14 protein-coding genes are annotated in these 15221 nt (G+C 65.2%); 4 read left to right on the top strand and 10 right to left on the bottom strand.

The window, feature by feature from the left end; genetic code table 11:
* The first annotated feature begins 254 nt into the window (after window positions 1-254).
* The 3 genes from FB557_RS01605 to FB557_RS01595 all read left to right on the top strand — a co-directional run bounded on the left by FB557_RS01605 (window position 255) and on the right by FB557_RS01595 (window position 3196).
* Window positions 255-1547 carry a hypothetical protein gene (locus tag FB557_RS01605; protein ID WP_144855035.1) on the top strand — a complete coding sequence of 431 codons (1293 nt, stop codon included), beginning with the start codon at window positions 255-257 and terminating at the stop codon, window positions 1545-1547.
* A 115-nt stretch (window positions 1548-1662) separates the two neighbouring features.
* Window positions 1663-2574: a GNAT family N-acetyltransferase gene (locus FB557_RS01600; RefSeq protein ID WP_144855991.1), complete on the top strand. Its 912-nt coding sequence runs from the start codon at window positions 1663-1665 to the stop codon at window positions 2572-2574.
* A 10-nt stretch (window positions 2575-2584) separates the two neighbouring features.
* The gene (locus FB557_RS01595) at window positions 2585-3196 is read left to right on the top strand and encodes a phosphotransferase (protein ID WP_144855033.1); all 612 of its coding nucleotides are present in this window, start codon (window positions 2585-2587) and stop codon (window positions 3194-3196) included.
* Window positions 3197-3323: 127 nt separating this feature from the next.
* On the opposite strand, the gene FB557_RS01590 is transcribed toward FB557_RS01595, so the two are convergent.
* A complete protein-coding gene (locus tag FB557_RS01590) occupies window positions 3324-4079 on the bottom strand; it encodes a hypothetical protein (protein ID WP_144855031.1) in 756 nt (251 codons plus the stop codon).
* 7 nt (window positions 4080-4086) lie between these two features.
* Window positions 4087-4272 (bottom strand): hypothetical protein, encoded by a 186-nt coding sequence (locus FB557_RS01585; RefSeq protein ID WP_144855029.1) that lies wholly within the window; start codon window positions 4270-4272, stop codon window positions 4087-4089.
* Window positions 4273-4569: 297 nt separating this feature from the next.
* Between FB557_RS01585 and FB557_RS01580 the strand changes: the two genes are divergently transcribed.
* Window positions 4570-5877 (top strand): toprim domain-containing protein, encoded by a 1308-nt coding sequence (locus FB557_RS01580; RefSeq protein WP_144855027.1) that lies wholly within the window; start codon window positions 4570-4572, stop codon window positions 5875-5877.
* Window positions 5878-6203: 326 nt separating this feature from the next.
* On the opposite strand, the gene FB557_RS14845 is transcribed toward FB557_RS01580, so the two are convergent.
* The 8 genes from FB557_RS14845 to FB557_RS01540 all read right to left on the bottom strand — a co-directional run bounded on the left by FB557_RS14845 (window position 6204) and on the right by FB557_RS01540 (window position 15209).
* Window positions 6204-7382 carry a TniQ family protein gene (locus FB557_RS14845; RefSeq protein WP_144855025.1) on the bottom strand — a complete coding sequence of 393 codons (1179 nt, stop codon included), beginning with the start codon at window positions 7380-7382 and terminating at the stop codon, window positions 6204-6206.
* Window positions 7379-8716, bottom strand: a complete 1338-nt coding sequence (locus tag FB557_RS01570) for a TniQ family protein (RefSeq protein ID WP_144855022.1) — start codon at window positions 8714-8716, stop codon at window positions 7379-7381. The genes FB557_RS14845 and FB557_RS01570 overlap by 4 nt, the downstream gene beginning before the upstream one ends.
* Window positions 8713-9693, bottom strand: a complete 981-nt coding sequence (locus tag FB557_RS01565; RefSeq protein WP_170236144.1) for a TniB family NTP-binding protein — start codon at window positions 9691-9693, stop codon at window positions 8713-8715. The genes FB557_RS01570 and FB557_RS01565 overlap by 4 nt, the downstream gene beginning before the upstream one ends.
* A 23-nt stretch (window positions 9694-9716) precedes the next feature.
* Window positions 9717-11672 (bottom strand): DDE-type integrase/transposase/recombinase, encoded by a 1956-nt coding sequence (locus FB557_RS01560; RefSeq protein ID WP_144855018.1) that lies wholly within the window; start codon window positions 11670-11672, stop codon window positions 9717-9719.
* 203 nt (window positions 11673-11875) lie between these two features.
* Window positions 11876-12772, bottom strand: a complete 897-nt coding sequence (locus tag FB557_RS01555; RefSeq protein ID WP_144855016.1) for a TnsA endonuclease N-terminal domain-containing protein — start codon at window positions 12770-12772, stop codon at window positions 11876-11878.
* A 196-nt stretch (window positions 12773-12968) separates the two neighbouring features.
* Window positions 12969-13175: a hypothetical protein gene (locus tag FB557_RS01550; protein ID WP_144855014.1), complete on the bottom strand. Its 207-nt coding sequence runs from the start codon at window positions 13173-13175 to the stop codon at window positions 12969-12971.
* Between the two features lie 164 nt (window positions 13176-13339).
* Window positions 13340-14833, bottom strand: coding sequence for a type I restriction-modification system subunit M (locus tag FB557_RS01545; RefSeq protein ID WP_144855012.1), 1494 nt, complete (start codon window positions 14831-14833; stop codon window positions 13340-13342).
* A complete protein-coding gene (locus FB557_RS01540; protein WP_211356452.1) occupies window positions 14817-15209 on the bottom strand; it encodes a hypothetical protein in 393 nt (130 codons plus the stop codon). The genes FB557_RS01545 and FB557_RS01540 overlap by 17 nt, the downstream gene beginning before the upstream one ends.
* Between the last annotated feature and the right edge of the window lie 12 nt (window positions 15210-15221).

Genomic DNA, 15221 nt, shown 5'->3' with positions numbered 1-15221 from the left:
CTCAGTACCCGTGCAGCAACTGTGGTCGAAGGGCTCGGGTCAACTGGCGCGACCGGGACGGAGACCACGACCAGGTCCTCTGTGCCATCTGTTACGCGCTGCTGAGGCAGGCTCGAGGGGTCTGTGACAACTGCGGTCGAACAGCCATCCTCTTGGCGCGAGAGGGTGGTCGCAGTGGGCACCGCAAGAACGTGTGCGGGAAGCGCTATCGCCATCCCAAGCGGGAGTGTGGGATGTGCGGACGAACCCGTCGGATGGCCTTGCGGGCGACGGAGAACAGTCCGGACGTGTGCCCGACCTGCTACTGGGCGCCAGTGGTTGAGTGCTCGGAGTGCGGCGACCAGGCGCTGGGGCGGCGTACGACTCGTAACGGCCGGCCATGGTGTTTCGCCTGCCAAGCGCCTAAGCGCATCGACGAACTGCTGGTCGACGAAAGCGGGAGGGTGCGCCCGGGTTACGACGACCTGTGGACTGCACTGTTGGGAGTTGTTCGACGCGGGCTACTGAGCAACTGGGCACGTACCGAGAGCCTCACGCTCCTCGCTCGACTGCTCGACGAGCACGGACGCGTCCCCCACCAGCTCCTGGACCAGGAAGGCAATCGGACCGGGGTGCACTACTTGAGGGCGCTTCTGGTGTCAGCCAACGTCCTGGAGGAGCGGGACGAGCACATGTCCCGGCTGCGGGCCTTCTGCCGGGAGTACGTCGCCGAGGTCGACGATGCGGAGACACGCCACGTACTGAGCCGGTACGCCCACTGGCACATCGTCAGCCGCAAGCAGGTTGGACCGCATGGCCTGACGGTGTCGCAGCATTACAACGCGCGCCAGGCCGTCCGCACGGCGCGAGGTTTCCTGGACCACCTGGGCGCACGAGGGCTGACCCTCAAGGAGTGCACTCAGGAAGAGGTCGACAGGCGGGCAGGAGAGGCGTCGACATTGACCTTCCTGCACTGGTTGCAGGGCCAGCGGCTGCTGGCGCCGGATCTGGAGGTCCCTGAGCATTCCTTCGAGTCAGCAGTGAACACAGCCGACCCGGAGGCTCAGCTGGCGCTGGCGAGACGGCTCCTGCACGACCCAGATTCCGGAGGCGTGAAGGAACGTGCCGCAGGGTGTTTGGTGCTGCTTTACGCCCAGCCACTGACGAAGATCGTCCAACTGACGATCGACGACTTGTTTGTACGAAACGGCTCCGTGCAGCTAGCACTCGGGCCCGATCCGCTTGACCTAGCACCGCCCTTGGCTGACCTGCTGCGACAACTGCCCATCCGAAAGCCCTTTTGGGCAGCCCGAGCCTTGGCCGACGAACGCTGGCTCTTCCCTGGCAAGAACGCTGGCCGCCACAGGCACCCGACATCGCTGATGCATGCCCTGCGCGCGGTGGGGATTCCTGCACGGACCAGTCGGAACACGGCCGTGTATCACTTGGCCGGGCGTGTGCCGCCCGCGGTCATCGCGAGCATTCTGGGGATTCACCCCAACACGGCGCAGCGTTGGGCGGAGCAGGCCGGGGCGAACTGGCTCACCTATGGTCCACACCGCTCGTGAGCCCCGGATTGGCTGGACCGTAGTGCCTAATGGCGAGAACTGGATGGGCGATGCGGGACGCCCCGACCGGCAAATTCGGTTGCAGACTGTTCGTGCGATGCCTTGGATGGCCGTCGTGGACATCGTGCTGAGAACACCCGCTGCTGACGAACTCCGGTCACTGGCCTCGACGCTGAGCACCTTTCAGCGAGACAACGGACCGATCCAGCTGCACCCCGGCGATCTTGGCTGGTTCTCTATGAGAGGAGCGGAGGCCACAGCCCAGGCGCTCCGCGCTTGGTTTTGCGGCGACACTCTCCTCGCCCTTGGACTTCTCGACGGGCCTGACGGTCTTCTTCGGCTGGGCATCGATCCCGACCAACTAGACAATGAGGCCCTCGCTCGACAAGTCAGCGCCGACATCACGGACCCGGACCGTGGGGGGCTTCCCGCTGGTGAGGCAGTCGTCGAGGCGCGCGGCGCGACAGCACTGCAACGCGTGATGCTGGCCGACGGCTGGGAGCTCGACGAGCCGTGGACACCGCTGCACTGCGACCTGAACGATCCCGTCCCGGACACCCTCGTCACACAGACCGGCCTACGCGTCGAAAGCGTCGGGCCGAATCGCGCGGCCGCATGGATGGAAGTCCATTGGTCTGCATTCAGAGGTACTGCATTCGGGGAGGCAGAGCGGGCCGAGGTCGTCGACTGGTGGACGACGATGATGGATGGGCCGTTCGCTGAGCAAGGCCGCTCAGTGGCGGCCCTGGATTCAGAGGGTCGGATGGTGGCCATCGCTGGCGTGTGGTCCGCTGGGCGAGGTCGGCCGGGATTGATCGAGCCCATGGGTACCCACCGCGACCATCGCGGGAAGGGTTACGGCGCTGCCATCTGCCAGGCCGCAGGCTTCGCCTTGCGCGAGATGGGGGCATCCAGTGCGATTGTGTGCGCGGAGTCCTCCAACGTCGGCGCCGTGGCTACATACGCCTCGGCCGGTTTCACTCCGCACCCGCCGGTGGCGGACCTCCTTCGCCAGGGCACCGCCTGAGGTGGGCATGATGGACGACGTCCCCGGCCTCGGTCCCAGACCGCAGCGCATCACCGTCGAACCGGACCAGGTTCGGCGGCTTGTCCAGGAGCAGTGTCCCCAGTGGGCCTCGCTTCCGGTCGTTCCGGTGGAGAACGGTGGTTGGGACAACTGGACCTTCCACCTCGGCGAGTCGATGCTGCTTCGCCTGCCGAGCGCGCAGGAGTATGCCTTGGCTGTCGAGAAGGAGCACCGCTGGCTTCCGGTCCTTGCTCCGCACCTTCCGCGGCCAATCCCTGTCCCTCTTGTGAGGGGGGAACCGGGGGCGGGCTATCCGTTCTCTTGGTCGGTCTATGAGTGGATCGACGGAATGCCCGCGAGCTTCGACGCGGTGGTCGACCCGGTTGGCTTCGCCAAGGACGTGACCGACTTCGTCGCTGCGCTGCACGGCATTGACGCCACCGAGGGTCCGCAACCCGGCAAGCACAACTGGTTTCGCGGAGCGACGCTGGGCACCTTCGACGCCATGGCGCACAGCGCATTGGCCGATCTGCGTGGCCACATCGACGACGAGTTGGCTCTGGAGATCTGGACGCGAGCATTGGAGTCGCGGTGGGACGGCGTCGAAATCGCTCGCCGTTGACATGTCAGCGGGGACCGATTCTGAGACTGGACCCCCCGAATCTGCCGGATTCTGAGACTCGTTCTGCCGACGATTTTGAGACAGGCGGCCCTGCAACTCTGGCCCCGAGGCCCGAGGCTGCGGTCCGTCAGAACCGAGTGAGCCGGTCCAACCGCTCAAATCTAGGGCCCTCAGCTGGCTCCACCACTGTGTAGCCCATTCCCTCAAGCACCCGAACGGCTTCGGCAGGAGCGTCCCGGACAGAGGCGCCGATCTGGTGACGCCGCCAGCGGGCCCGGCCCGCATCGAGCACTGCTTGAGCTCCCGGAACTGTCGTTACGGCGAACTCACTCACCAACATCTGCAGGACGTCTTCGACGCAAGGTCTCATGCGTGCACCGCCGAGCGGGAAGTGCAAGTTCGACAAGCGCGGCACAGCCGCCTTGGACTCACCTGTAGCGGCCTTAACACGGATGGCGGGCTTCCCCCTGCCTGCTCGCAGCATCGCGAACAGGAACTCGTCGCGATGGGCATGAATCTGAAGGTGAGCGCACGGGAGGGCGGCCTGCATACTGTCCTCGAACTCGTACCGGAACAGCGGCGTCGCGTCGGTTGCGGGCCGTACGTGAACATTGGCCTTAGTGACCTTCAAGTAGGTCGCCTGGTGGTCCCAAATACAGTGGTAGTCGCAGATAAGAGTCAGCGCATGCGCGCCGCCAATCTCGAGACAAATGTCAACGCTGTCCTTCGGATGCACCAGCAACCGTTGCGTCGTTCCATCCCTTCGCGGCGACGCCTCAGCCACGAACTCAGGCATGGACTCCCCGAAGACGCCGCGAAAGGTGCTGGTCAACTCAGTTGCGAACGCCTCCGCATGATCAGCCAGCGTCTTGAGAGCCGTCATGCCGAGGTCAGTCGCTCTCCCCCAGCAGGTAGCGGATCTCATCCAGACGCCGCAGAAGCCGCGACTCGCTCGGCGTGAGGCTGTAGGCGGCGGCGCGTTCACGGAGCTCAACTTCGGAGAACGGGGACCCTGCGAGCAGGTGCTCCCGTTCGGCCTCCAGCTCGAGGATGGTCGGTTCGAGAACGACAGTCATTTCGCGCTCCTCTGTACTCGTCGCTTCCTATGTCTACATCATGTACCCCGCCACCGACAGTCTGCCTCCGCGCGCGGCGCTGAGGCTCGATCTACCAGCACTGTCCTGCTCCGGCCTCGGTCGAGCAGCCAGAACCGTCGTAGGCCACGGGTCTCCTCGCGCTGACCGCGATGGTCGACGCGGCGAGGACCAACTACGAACAGATGCTCTGCCGTGCCAGACCCGCATGCGATCGGCGACTAGGGTTAAAGGATGGGTTCTTGGTGGCAGATCGAGGTAGGGAAGCGGGCTGCCCCCGTGTTCGGTAAGAACTTCGTCTCCGACCAGTTGATGCTGGTCTTCACCGAGGGTGACCTCTTCGTCGACACCACGAAGCGTGATGAGCTCTCGAGGCTAGAGGAGCTATCGGCCGACCATCCGGAAGTCGACGCACCTCTCGCGTGGCACAGTCGGTTGATGGGGTATTCAGCGACTGCGGCGGCTCTCCGGACTCGCCTCGAACTCCAGGGGTTCTCTTCCGCGCGCGTGCGATCGCTCTGCACAGCCTATTTCGACGATGAGTTTTCGCCCAACGCCGAGGATGGCCATATTGACCCGCGGGACTCATGGCCAGAAGGGCGCAGCGCCTACCCCGACGGCGCTGCAGTCACTGCGGTCCTGTCAAGTCGCCGAGGCCAAGCGGCGGCACAAGCCCCGATCTTCCAATTGGACGATCCCGAACAGCGATTCCTTAACAACCAATGGGTATCCCTGCGCGAAGGTTTCGATGACCCTCGTTTCGCCCTCGCGCTCTCCCTCATGAATACTCGACCCGACACTCCGGTAACTCTCGATCTTACGGACCTCATCCTTGGTGGATGGATGGAGTTCGACGATCTGCCTCACGTAGGTGCGCGCGCCCGGATGGCCGCCGCCGTCTCCGCGAGCGGACCTGTCATAGTCATCACGGAGGGCCCCAGCGACGCGCGCTGGCTCCGCCGAGCGCTGGAAATTACGGCTCCTGCCGCTGCCCACCTGTTTGAGTTCCTTGATTTCGCTGAGTACCAGGCACCTGGCGGTACGGACCGAGTCGTGTCGCTTACCAAAGGTATGGCCTCAGCCAAGGTGATGAATCGCATCGTGGCCGTGCTCGACAATGACACTGCTGGTCGGGTCGCAGCGCAACAACTTCAAGCGCTGAGACTCCCATCCCATATCGCGGTAACTACCCTTCCGGAGGTCAAGTATGCGACTTCGTACCCGACTCTCGGCCCAAGCGGCTCCACGGTAACGAACGTCAACGGCCGCGCAGCTTCGATCGAGTTCATGTTTGGCGAAGATGTCCTCCGTGACACCGATGGCTCGATGTTTCCGGTGCGGTGGCAGTCCTTCATCGGCGCTGCTGATGATTACCAGGGGCGCTTGGACAAGCACCACAAGGCGATCGTCAAGGAGCGAATCGATCACGCTTTCATGAAGGCCGGCTCCGCGGGCATGCCCCACGAAGTGCTCGGAGGGTGCCATCGCCTAGCTGACATGCTTTTGGCCGCCGCCGACCCGCCGCCCCATATTCCAGCTTCAGAGTTCTCTGACCTACCGGCATCCTGGCGCAGGAGCCAAGTCTGACGGCCGCGGTTCGAATGGTGGAGCGCTGCCCTCTTACAAACAAGGACACCACTGGTAGCCGCGAGCAGCGCATTCGGGAGCCTGAGCCCAAGTCAGCGCTGGGAGACCGAATCCTTCTACCTGCTCTCGAACCGCCCAAGAGGCACGTTCAGGTTGATGGATCAGCGCGTCACATAGAAGTTCGGCAGAGCGGAGGAGTTCGTGCTTTATGGAAAATTTCGAAGAGAAGGCGTACCGAGTCCAGTTTCGTGATTTGTCCGGTGGGAAGCCGAGATCGGCGCCCGCGGCTACCCAGTCCTTGGCGTCCGTGCATGTCCTGGCCAGGATCATGGCGACGACGGCACGGAGGATGCGCTGGTCCGGCCTGGTGGAGTGGCGCAGATGCAAGGGCAGCGCACAAGGCCACACGAGTTGTGGATGTCGTCGACACCCCAGTCTTTATGCCCTATCGGCAGTCCGTCGTCTGTGACCAGGCGCCGCTGCATCAAGGTGTGCACTCGGCCGTGACGACGCAGCAGTTCGTCGATCACCGGACGTAGCGCGGCCGAAGGTTGGGTGATCCGACTGAAGGTGTTCGCATGTGGAGAGCGAATCCCTGCGCCCCGTATCCAGTGGTCAAGCACGTCTGCCGCAGCAGGGACATCTGCTGCGGTGACGAGGGGCTCGACTGCCCCTAGGAGCTGATCAATCAGGTCGGGGTCTCGGGGTGGGTTGGCCCAGCGGTGGGTGCGGCCCCAGCTGCCGGCGTCAACGGCTCCCAGTCGGACGGCGACGCCGATCGCTGACTGCCATGCCCGGAGTGTCTGCAGAGAGGTCCGTTCGATGCCCGCCACGCTTCCTCGCTCTCCGGCGGCGAGGTCGGCCAGGAGCCTGGCTCGGCGCAACCGGCCGGGGTCCGCAGCCAGCGCCGGCTGGTCGGTGAGGTCAGCCCCACAGACGCGGCCGCCCGCTTGGGGGCAAGTGCAGCGACGACCGTCAGGGGCAGCCGCGACGCGAGGTGGCGCGGATGCGTGGAACTTGTTGCCATGCCCCGACACACCTCCACAAAGCGAGCAGGCCCCTCGAAGGTGCACGTCGTGCCGCAGGCAGGTCGTGATCCACGGGATGCGCCAGCTCAGTCTCCATGCTCCGTCCTCTTCCAGGCAGGGCGGGCAGAAGGTGGTCCCGGCAAGCCAGACCCAGGCTGAGTGCGCTGTTGCTCTGGTGCCCGCGATCGCGGTGCCGTGAGCGAGGCCTCCAAGATCGAGGGCGAGCTGGTCGTAGGCGGCGAGGTGCATCTGCTGGACCTGATTGGGCTCGAGGCCCATCAGCGGGGCAACCCGTTGGACGTTGGTGTCATCCATGTTGACGCCGAAACGGCCAGGCCAGCGACCTCGTGCGTCGCGAAGTCCCAGGTGGCCCCCGAGGGATGCGACCGTCGTGTGGTGCTGCGCAGCGCACCGCGTGAGGTAGGACGACCACGACTCGTCCTGAAGTGGGGCAAGCACCAGCGGGAGCCTGGTCATGCCGCACACTCCCCCACGAGTTGTTCAAGTGCGACGCGCATCCTCGGTCCGTAGCACCGGTCGAAGTCTTCGATGCTCCGGTCTAGAACGCTGGGTCGAACGCGGCTGGAGGTGTAGGTGCAGGCCCACTGGTCGACGAGCCAGGTCCGCACCATCCCCTGGTGAGCCTCGGGTGCGGCGTTGATGGACGCGAGGAAGGCGCCGGGGTCGGAGCAGACAGTTTCGCGGAGTCGATAGTCGACGCGGTCCTCGATGAGTGCCGAGACAGCAGCACGACACTCCCGCCAGAAGTGTTCCGCGCGCCCTTCTTGCTCCAGGCGAACCAGTTGCTGGAAGAACTTGAAGAGGTTACTGCTCCGTCGTCTCGGCGGCATGAGTTCGATGGCCTCATACAGGTGGCATCCTGTGGCGCTCATCAGCGTCCCCAGCGCGGCGATGGCCCTTCCGTCCCGGATCCGCGCCGGGTAGAGCAGGTCGGAGAAGCCGCCCACGAACATGGGTGTGGGCAGCAGGTGCGCGAAGACGTTCCAGTCGCCCGGGAAGCCGAGGGAGTCGGGCGCCCGGATGTGTCTCGTCCTGGCTTGGACAGGCATGGAGGTCATTCCTTGGGCATCCGGGTAGCCGCGCGCAAGTGCCATCCGAACCGCGTTCGTCAGATCTGCGAGAGCCGCTTCGGGATCCTGCGTGGCTCGCCGGTGCAGCGGCTCCCAGCCGCGCCTGTTGGCTCGTCTGAGGTGACCCTCGACATCCATGAAGAAGGCGGCGTTGTCTGCGGTTGGGCGCAGCCGTGACAGGACGTTGGCCTGAGCTTCGGCGATCTCGGCCGTCAAGGTGAACGGCACAGGTGACTGGTCAACCGACCTCAACAGCTCGCCGTGCGTCAGACAGATCAGATGCGTCTGGAGGCGCCAGGTCATAGCTCGGTAGCCCGGCAGCTCGGCCACGCACTGCGGGCACCAGCGGTCCTGTCCCCCACTGACGATGAGGCCGATCTTCTGGGTCGGATGCTTGCTCGCACGGTGCGGGCTGGTGGGATCGAAGAGGTCGCGGTCGGAGTCAGCCATGCGGATGGCGGAACCGTTGAAGGCACTCAGGTGCATCCGGTCGACTTCGTCCGGGTCCAACCTGAAGAGATCTGCGAGTTGCAGGACCGCCTCTCGGGTTGCCACCGTTCCCGACCACGTCAACCTGTACCGGGGGATGACGGTCGCACCCGGAGCGCGAGACAGGAGTGCCGTGGGCAGAACGCGATAGACGGTCGCCACCCGGGCGACATAGCCGCGCCACCACTCCCCTGGCAGAGGGTCGATGCGGAGAGGCAGGTGCGTGGTCATGGCCGCTCCTGAGTCAACAGTCCAGATCGCGTCGCGTCCAAGGCTGCGGCATCAAGATCCGTGTCGTTCCACACGGCATACGAAGCGGCCCTCTTGGCCCACTCGACGGCCAAGCCGGGTCGACCCCGGCTGCCCTCGTGGAGGATGTGGACGGCCCCGCGAGTGGTCAACCGGACACGCGTCGCATCGGCAGGGAGGAAAAGGCGTTCGTTGAGGCTGCGCGCGAGGTACTCCCAGTCGCCGATCTTCCCAGGTGACGGTGGTTCCCATCGCCCGATGTCGATCCACCTGGCGCCGCGGAGCCGTACTTGGTCTCCAGCGGCTCCATGAAGAACCCCGGACTCGCTGAAGCCGGTGCCGATGAGCACGATGGTTGCGGGGAGCCCGGTGATGATGCCCTTGAGGACGTCGGCCAGGAGCCGTGAGTCCTTGTTCTGGCCGGCCCCGATGCCGTGTCCGTCGTCGATGATGATGCCGCGCAGGCCGACCCTTGGCGCGATCTTGCGGAGTGCTTCCAGGTAGTCCGCTGTCGTTGCGCCCTGAGGTAGTGGGGGCGGCCCCAGGAAGCTCCAGATCGCCTTGAGCAGCGAGAGGCCTCGCGCAAGTTTGGGTACCTCTACGTAGATCCACGGAACACTTCGGTCGTACTTTCGGTCGTCCGGTGCCCGTCCGAGGGCCGACCAGATCTGCTTGGTCTCGCTGAATGCTGCAGACAGGGCGGCGTGTGTCTTTCCGCTCATCGGCTTGCCGTCGAGGATCACACAGGTCGCGCTCCCATATGCCGAGTGGTCGTTCTCGAAGTGTGCCCTTCGGATGGCTTCAGCGACCGCTGTCGTGTCCCGCGTGGTGACGGTGCCGATGCGCTGGTTGTAGGCATCGACACGCCTCCGAAGGTCGTCTGAGATGGGTCCGCCCAACTCGGGCCTCGGGTTCTGACCCATGACCAGATGTGGCCAGTCGTCGATGTCCTGCGGCATGAACCGGGTGCCCACTCGTGTGCTCATGACAGCCCCCACACCGACTCGTCCTGGATGCTCTCCTCGACGTCGACGTCGAAGGTGATCTCCTCGTCGTAGTCGATCTCCTCATCGTCGTCGCGGGTGTCGGGGTACTCCTGCGGCTCCTCCGAGAGCTCTGGTGCCGGGAACGCGAGGGCGCGCACTTCCTGGCTGGCCTCCTCGAGGTCGTGCGCATAGGTGCGCCGTCGTGCACCCTCGATCGCGGCATACCGAGCGTCCTGTCGCCCGGTGAAGACGCCGTCGAACCACCGGGTGAGCAGGGCCGCCTCGAGGTGATGCGTCTCCGCCTCGGTCAGAGGGCGACGCGTGTCCTGCTCGGCGGCGTTGAGTGCGACCTGGCGGACGAGTCCGCTCATCGGGGCGATGCTGCCGTTGCGGTCGATGGCGCGCGGCACGACCATCCAGTGCCGCTCGACGGGATGGACCAGGAAGATGCGGGTGGTGTCGAGGCGGTCGTAGAACACCGTCAACGGTCGTGCCTTGACGCCGATGCCCTTCATCACAACGGGTCTCAACTGCTGGAGCTGGCTGGAGTTGTAGGTCACCTTGTGCAGGCGGATCCCCTCCGGGCTCAGCTGGCGCTGTCTCCGCTCCAGGCCCTTGAGGAAGACCCACGGGTCGGCCGGGGCGTCGAGCTCACCGTAGGAGGTCACGTAGTCGGACCAGACCATCGCTGGGCTCAGCGGCTGGTCGGACCCGTGGGCCTCGGTCAGGGCACGATGCTCCTCGTTGGAGTAGACGTCGATGACGTACTCCCAGAGCATGTCCTGGAGGTCCTGCGGCTTGATCGGCACGGCGTTCTCGAACTCCGTGGGACGGTTGAGGACGTTCTGCCCCTTGTGGATCGGCATGGCGCTCTCCACGCCGCCCAGCACCCGGTGGACGGCCTCGACGATGCCCTTGGCGTGACCCTTGCGTGGAGGGCAGAAGACGATGTCGATGCCGCACTCCGCGGCATACCGCATGGCGTGGTCGCTGGCGTTCTCGGACCCGTGGTCGAACACGATGGTGCTCGGGTAGATCGCCGGCTTGCGTCCGATGACCTTCTGCAGGCTCGTCTTCTCACCCTCGGGGTCGTCGTTGATGGCGATGAGCCTGGGTATGCCGTGCCAGTGCTCCAGCTCGTACGGGTAGCCGGCACGGGTCGCGGTCGGTCGTCCCATCTGGGCGATGAGTGCGCAGACGTCTCGTGAGGTTGCTGCTCCGACGCATACCCGCAGGGCGACGAAGCACCTGGTGTAGACGTCGATGGCGCTGAGGATGACGGCCGGAACCAGGACTCCTTGTGGGCCGAGGATCGCGACGGTGGTGGGTGTCGCGTCGACCTGCACGAGCTCGCCTGGTCTGCTGACCCGCTGCGTCCCGTAGACGGCGACGGGACGGCTGGCCTCGCTGCGTCGGGTCTTGGCCGGATGGTGCAGCCCCAGCCCACGGGAGGTCTCGCCGATGAGGACGGTGAGTTGGTGCAGAGTGACGGCCTGACCGACACCTTCCGTGTTGAGCCGGCTGCGAATGCGTGCCATCAGCTTGCGCTGGCTCTTGTGTGGTCGGTCTCTCTCTGCGGCGACCTCAGCCCGCACGATCTCGAGGACGGCGGGGGCGTAGTCACTCAGCCGTTGCGAGATGGTCCTGCGGTTGCCGTGGACGAGGAAGTCTGGTCCTTCGTCGAGTCGCCTCAGGTGTCTGTAGACGGTGGACCGGTCGGTCCGGGCCTCTCCGCGGGCGCGCCACTCGCGCTGCTTAGCCGCGATGCGTTGAGCTCGTGTCGTGGTCTCGGGGTCGTAGTCGGGGTTGAGGATGCCGGCGCGCCGGTCTCCCTCGGCATTACCGGTCCGTGATCCGTACTTGATCTGCAGCAGGTCGCGGTACCGCTCGATGACGGCTGCTCGTTCATCATCGGGCAGCTCGGCGAGCATGGGTGCGGGGTGCTCGTCCACGGCATCGGCCCTGCGTTCTGGACGGTCCGCCAGCCGTTCCTTGACCAGGGTGGCCCAGGGGACTCTGGTCCGGTGGTCCCCGTGATCCAGAAGTACGACTACCCGTCCCTCCGCGTCACGGGTGATGCCGACGATCTTTGGCGCTCCGGGCTGACTGTTCACGTCCATCCCCACGCCCAGCGGTTCCCGTCTGGTGGTCCGGTTCAGAGATTGACGAGCCACGACCCACCTCCAGCCGGCCGGTCGGAAGAGACCCGGCTGTCGATATCTATAGGCTCGTCGAGGGGGATATGCGCGAGACCGTGAGCAATCAGGTCCCACAGCCGCAAGTAGCCCAGTGACCCACCCCCGAGCAACTGGCTGGCCCGTTCGACGTCGATCGGTCGTCGGGCCTGCCGGAGCAGTCTGGCTGCTGAGGAGCGGTCCTGCCGGACGTCGCGACGGCCGGCGTGGACGAAGTTGAGGTTACGGACTCGCTGGGGTGGCAACTCCGTCCGCACCTCGTACTCCCACCCGATCGTCTCAGCCGTGGCGCGTGTGAGTTGCAGGATCGATCGCAGCCGAGGGTCATCGAGCTTGGACCTCGTGGTGACGTCGACGAGCATCGTCTTCCCACCGTCCACGCGGAGCAGGAAGTCTGGGACGTGACTGCGCACTCCCGAGGCGAACACCCACTCCAGGCGCAGCGGCTGCGTGGACACCTGGGTGGGTTGCATGGTGATCAGCAGGTCCCGCAAGTGACTGAGCTCGTTGAAGCTCTCGCACCAGACGGCCCGCGAATCGTGTGCCTGGCTCGGGACGGTCACGCGGGAGATGTAGTTCCTCATGCCCTTGTGCGAGGCAGGGCGACGCACGGCGAAGAGTTGGTCAGGTGTCAACTGCGCCATGACGTCCACGTCGGCGGTCGTGACGATCGGGCGCCCGTCCGGGTCCCTGACCAGAGTGGTCGAAACCACAGACTTCGCCAGGGACGCTCGCTTCTGAGCGTCAGAGACCGATTCGATGACATCGGCCCACTTGGCCGGCTTGCCCTCCAGGGCGGGGATGAAGTTGGTCCGTCGACCCAGTCGGTGCGGGACGGATGACTCAAGTGATCGCATGGGTGGCTCCTGGTGTCGAGGAGCCCACTGTTGACGCGGACGCGTCAGGCGGCCAGAATGGCAGTAGTGAGCCCCTCGGGGTTCGTGGTGTGAACTTGATCGCGGCACCTGCCGCGCTTCGCGTGAAAGCCGGGCGGCCACCCGGCTTTCTCCGCGTCTGGGGGATGACGGGCTCCCAGAATCAGGCCCGTGCGACTCACATGGCCCGCTCCTTGCCCAGCCCGGCCAGGAGCGCGGACTCACCGACCGCACTCACGGTCCGGCCCGTGTCGTCGGCGACGGCGAAGAGCCACCGGGCGACGTCCGGTGCGAGGCGCAGCTCTACCCGCACTGGTTGGTCAGCGCTGATGGCGCGTAGCCGTGGACGACCCCGACGTGCCTTGGCTGGCTGCTTGTCGACCATCTCGTCCTCCGGCGCTCAACTTGCTCACAGGGGCCAGAGGGTTGTAGCCCGACTTCCAAGGACGGGATGGTCAGGACCGTCCAAGTTCACGTTCGGCCATGGGACCAGGTGTGACTCACCGTCCTGTGAACATACCGGTTATCGGGCTCCCTTGTGAAGGGCAGCTACTGGGATTGGCCCAGTTGCTCTTCCAGTGCAGTGGCCACGGCCTCAAACTCGGCCAGGGCTGCGGCAAGATCTTCAACGATCTCGCGGGCCAGCACATCCGGGGATGGCAAGTTGTCCAGGTCCTCCAGTGACTCGTCGCGCAGCCACGTGATGTCCAGGTTGGCCTTGTCGCGGGCGACGAGGTCGTCGTAGGTGAAGGACTTCCACCGCTCGCTCTCCTGTCGCTCGCCGTGCTGGCCTGGCTGGTATGCCGTGACGAAGTCGTCGAGGTCGCCTCGCCTCAGCGGGTTCTGCTTGAGGGTGAAGTGCTTGTTGGTGCGCAGGTCGTAGACCCAGAGCCGTTCGGTCCAGGGTGTGCCTGCACGGGCGACCTTCTTGTCGAAGAACAGGACGTTGGCCTTGACGCCCTGGGCGTAGAAGATGCCTGTCGGCAGGCGCAGCATCGTGTGCAGGTCGAAGTCGGCGAGCAGTTTGCGCCGGATCGTCTCTCCGGCTCCGCCCTCGAAGAGGACGTTGTCGGGCAAGACCACCGCAGCTCGGCCGTTGGTGTCCAGGATCGTCATGATGTGCTGGACGAAGTTGAGCTGTTTGTTGCTGGTCGTCGCGACGAAGTCCTGGCGTTCGATCACTCGGTCCTCACGCACCTCGCGGCCGTCCCCGCCGACCATCGTGAGCGACGACTTCTTCCCGAACGGCGGGTTGGACAGCACCACAGACCACCGCTGGCCGGGGTCGGCGATGAGGGAGTCTCGGACCTCGATGAGCGAGCCGCCGTCGGCGGTACCCATGCCGTGCAGGAGCAGATTCATCGCTGCCAGGCGAGCCGTGCCGTCGACCAGCTCATAGCCACGCACGAGGTCGTCCTGGAGCTTTCTGCGCTGTGTCGGGGTCATCGATTCCGAACCCTGCTCTGCATGGTCGTGGGCGACGAGAAGGAACCCTCCGGTGCCGCAGGCCGGGTCGACCACCGTGTCCTCGACGGTCGGCTGGATGACGTCGACGATGGCCTGGATCAGGGCCCGCGGGGTGAAGTACTGGCCTGCACCCGACCCCTTGTCTGAGGCGCCTCGACTGAGCAGTTCTTCGTACGCGTCTCCCTTGATGTCGGTCCCTGTGCTGCTCCAGTGCTCCTTGTCGATCAGGTCGACGACCAGGCGCTTGAGCTTGGCCGCATCCTGGATGCGGTTCTGCGCCTTGCGGAAGATGGTGCCGATGACGCCTGGCTGCCGGGCCAGCCCGACGAGGATCTTGGAGTACTCAACTTCGAGCTGGGTGCCCTGGGCGTCCAGGAGTCGCTGCCACGAGTACTCCTCGGGCACGATCTGCTGCGGCTTCAGCGGCCTGGTCGCCCTCTCGTGGGCCATCTTGAGGAACAGCAGGTAGGTCAGCTGCTCGGTGTACTCCAAGACACCCACGCCGTCGTCCCGGAGGACGTCGCAGTAGGACCAGAGTTTGTCGACGAGGCGGCGTGAGCTAGGCGTAGTACTCATGGGTCTTCTTCACCTGGTTCGTCCAGAAGGCGAGCTTCTGGTCTGCAGTCGGTTTCGGCGTGAGGAGGTCGAGGAATGTTGCCAGCGAAAAGAACCCGGGGCCGGCGTCGTTCTGGCCGAGGTACACCACGATGGACGACACCAGGGCGCCGACCTCGGGGAGCTTCGCCGTCGCGACCTCACCCAGCAGGTCACCCAGAGCGGCACGCTCTCCGTCTTGGCCGAAGTCGAACGGTCTCAGCCCAGTACGCCGGTGGAGCACTGCGTTCACCTCGGTATAGGACGTGAGTCGTCCCAACCGCGCCTGATCGGCCAGGAACTCTGCCGTCGTGTCGACGAGCTCCTGCCACTCGGACTCTTCACGACCCCACTTCATGACCGTTCCCTT

The organism is Marihabitans asiaticum, assembly GCF_007828725.1.
Lineage (GTDB): Bacteria > Actinomycetota > Actinomycetes > Actinomycetales > Dermatophilaceae > Marihabitans > Marihabitans asiaticum.
This window is presented reverse-complemented; position numbering and strand designations above follow the sequence as displayed.

Excerpts from the sequence above, each read along its gene's own strand:
- FB557_RS01545 (WP_144855012.1), bottom strand. The coding sequence starts at position 14,833 with ATGAGTACTACGCCTAGCTCACGCCGCCTCGTCGACAAACTCTGGTCC.
- FB557_RS01595 (WP_144855033.1), top strand. The coding sequence starts at position 2,585 with ATGGACGACGTCCCCGGCCTCGGTCCCAGACCGCAGCGCATCACCGTC.
- FB557_RS01585 (WP_144855029.1), bottom strand. The coding sequence starts at position 4,272 with ATGACTGTCGTTCTCGAACCGACCATCCTCGAGCTGGAGGCCGAACGG.
- FB557_RS01555 (WP_144855016.1), bottom strand. The coding sequence starts at position 12,772 with ATGCGATCACTTGAGTCATCCGTCCCGCACCGACTGGGTCGACGGACC.
- FB557_RS01550 (WP_144855014.1), bottom strand. The coding sequence starts at position 13,175 with ATGGTCGACAAGCAGCCAGCCAAGGCACGTCGGGGTCGTCCACGGCTA.
- FB557_RS01570 (WP_144855022.1), bottom strand. The coding sequence starts at position 8,716 with ATGACCACGCACCTGCCTCTCCGCATCGACCCTCTGCCAGGGGAGTGG.
- FB557_RS14845 (WP_144855025.1), bottom strand. The coding sequence starts at position 7,382 with ATGACCAGGCTCCCGCTGGTGCTTGCCCCACTTCAGGACGAGTCGTGG.
- FB557_RS01590 (WP_144855031.1), bottom strand. The coding sequence starts at position 4,079 with ATGACGGCTCTCAAGACGCTGGCTGATCATGCGGAGGCGTTCGCAACT.
- FB557_RS01565 (WP_170236144.1), bottom strand. The coding sequence starts at position 9,693 with ATGCCGCAGGACATCGACGACTGGCCACATCTGGTCATGGGTCAGAAC.
- FB557_RS01605 (WP_144855035.1), top strand. The coding sequence starts at position 255 with ATGGCCTTGCGGGCGACGGAGAACAGTCCGGACGTGTGCCCGACCTGC.
- FB557_RS01540 (WP_211356452.1), bottom strand. The coding sequence starts at position 15,209 with ATGAAGTGGGGTCGTGAAGAGTCCGAGTGGCAGGAGCTCGTCGACACG.